At 62.0% G+C, this 382-nt stretch carries 1 protein-coding gene; it reads left to right on the forward strand.

Going from position 1 to position 382, the window contains the following annotated elements:
- Positions 1-114: 114 nt before the first annotated feature.
- A partial coding sequence (locus tag C5F48_RS24605; protein ID WP_219907857.1) for a transposase occupies positions 115-382 on the forward strand: 268 nt, incomplete at its 3' end.

A 382-nucleotide genomic window follows, 5' to 3' on the forward strand; every position in this document is an offset into this window, starting at 1 on the left:
CCCCGTGGGTTAATGGCGTAGCTTGTCTGAGATAGGTTGCGGCATTGGTCTGATCGCCGGGGTTCCATGTCTACGACTAGTTCTACGCCTATACCTGTGACTGGTAGCTTTCAGTTGGTCGAAGCGTTCGTCGGGCGGCTGGACGGAGCGCCGGTTGGCGAGCGCCGCCGGTGGTCGGATGAGTTCAAGGCGCAGGCGGTCACTGCGGCGCTGGAGCCTGGGATCAATGTTTCGGCGCTGGCCCGTCGTCTGGGAATTTCCCCTCCGCAGTTGTTTGGCTGGCGCAGGGCCTTCCTGAACAAGCAGAGCCAAGGTTGCCCCACTACTTCGCCAGAACCTTTGGTGGAGCTCGTGGTGGGCGAGGTCACCATCCGGGTTGGCG

This window comes from Cereibacter changlensis JA139, from assembly GCF_003034985.1.
Lineage (GTDB): Bacteria > Pseudomonadota > Alphaproteobacteria > Rhodobacterales > Rhodobacteraceae > Cereibacter > Cereibacter changlensis.